1 protein-coding gene and 1 pseudogene are annotated in these 905 nt (G+C 54.1%); both read right to left on the reverse strand.

What is annotated here, in order from left to right; translation table 11 throughout:
* Positions 1 to 318 precede the first annotated feature (318 nt).
* The gene (locus KW835_RS26595; RefSeq protein WP_218387753.1) at positions 319 to 552 is read right to left on the reverse strand and encodes a hypothetical protein; all 234 of its coding nucleotides are present in this window, start codon (positions 550 to 552) and stop codon (positions 319 to 321) included.
* 222 nt (positions 553 to 774) lie between these two features.
* Positions 775 to 905, reverse strand: a pseudogene (locus KW835_RS26600) (IS481 family transposase); the annotation flags it as partial.

Genomic DNA, 905 nt, shown 5'->3' on the forward strand with positions numbered 1-905 from the left:
ATAACTTCTATCGAAGAGGTCGCGTACATCCCCGTTGAAGAGCTGCTGGAGATTGGCAGCATTGAGTCTGAACGACTACTTCAAATTCGTGAATATGCGCGCCGTTTGCTACTACCTCTCTAACGGCGAGAAGCGAAACCATGAATTCACTAGGCATGTCCCTAATCAAGGCTGCGGTCTTTCAACGGTGCTTCCGAGGCCTAACCCGTCATTGCAGCGGACTGGCTTCGCGAGCCGCTGAATTCCAACGTTGAGCGTCCGCTTTCTTTGACTGCCACCGGCTGGTGTTGGCCGTTCTCAGATCAAACGCCAACCTGCCTAACCGCACGCAACAACGAAATGTGGCGCCGTTTTGAATTGTGGGAAACGGTCCGAAAGGTGGACGTGATCAAAGCTCCCTCCCATCTGTTCCATTTCATCAGCACAAGTGCGAAAAAACTCCGCCAAGAGTCGCAACTCATCAGCGGTTGCATTTAAGGTGACTTCTGCCAGACGACCTGACGCAACGGTGGTGATTGGTTGTTCGGCATGCTCGTAGCCAAAAATGTGCATCGCATTTCCTCTATTTTTTCTGAAGGTAGCCGATCTAGAAGTTGTCTCTAGCGACTGACGGCTCCTGGCCGAATCCTGCGCTGCGGGCGAACGTCCGGATATGGCCGATAGTACGCGTTCGACGGCCAAGTCTGGATGACTGCTATCGCTGCATAGCGGCCCCTGGCGAGCTAACGCACTCCGCAGCGCGGAGGAATGTGCGGATCCGATGGGCTGCGGGAACTAGGTGTCACATCCCGGACGATCATATGGCCGCTTGTGAAACAGATCCGGGTGCTCTTGGTACCACTCTTTCATGGCCTGCATTGGCGTACTACTCTTGAGCGCTGACTGTGGCAACTGGTGGTTGTACA

Origin of the sequence: Acidovorax sp. sic0104 (assembly GCF_019219095.1) — a bacterium.
Taxonomy (GTDB): Bacteria; Pseudomonadota; Gammaproteobacteria; order Burkholderiales; family Burkholderiaceae_C; genus Acidovorax.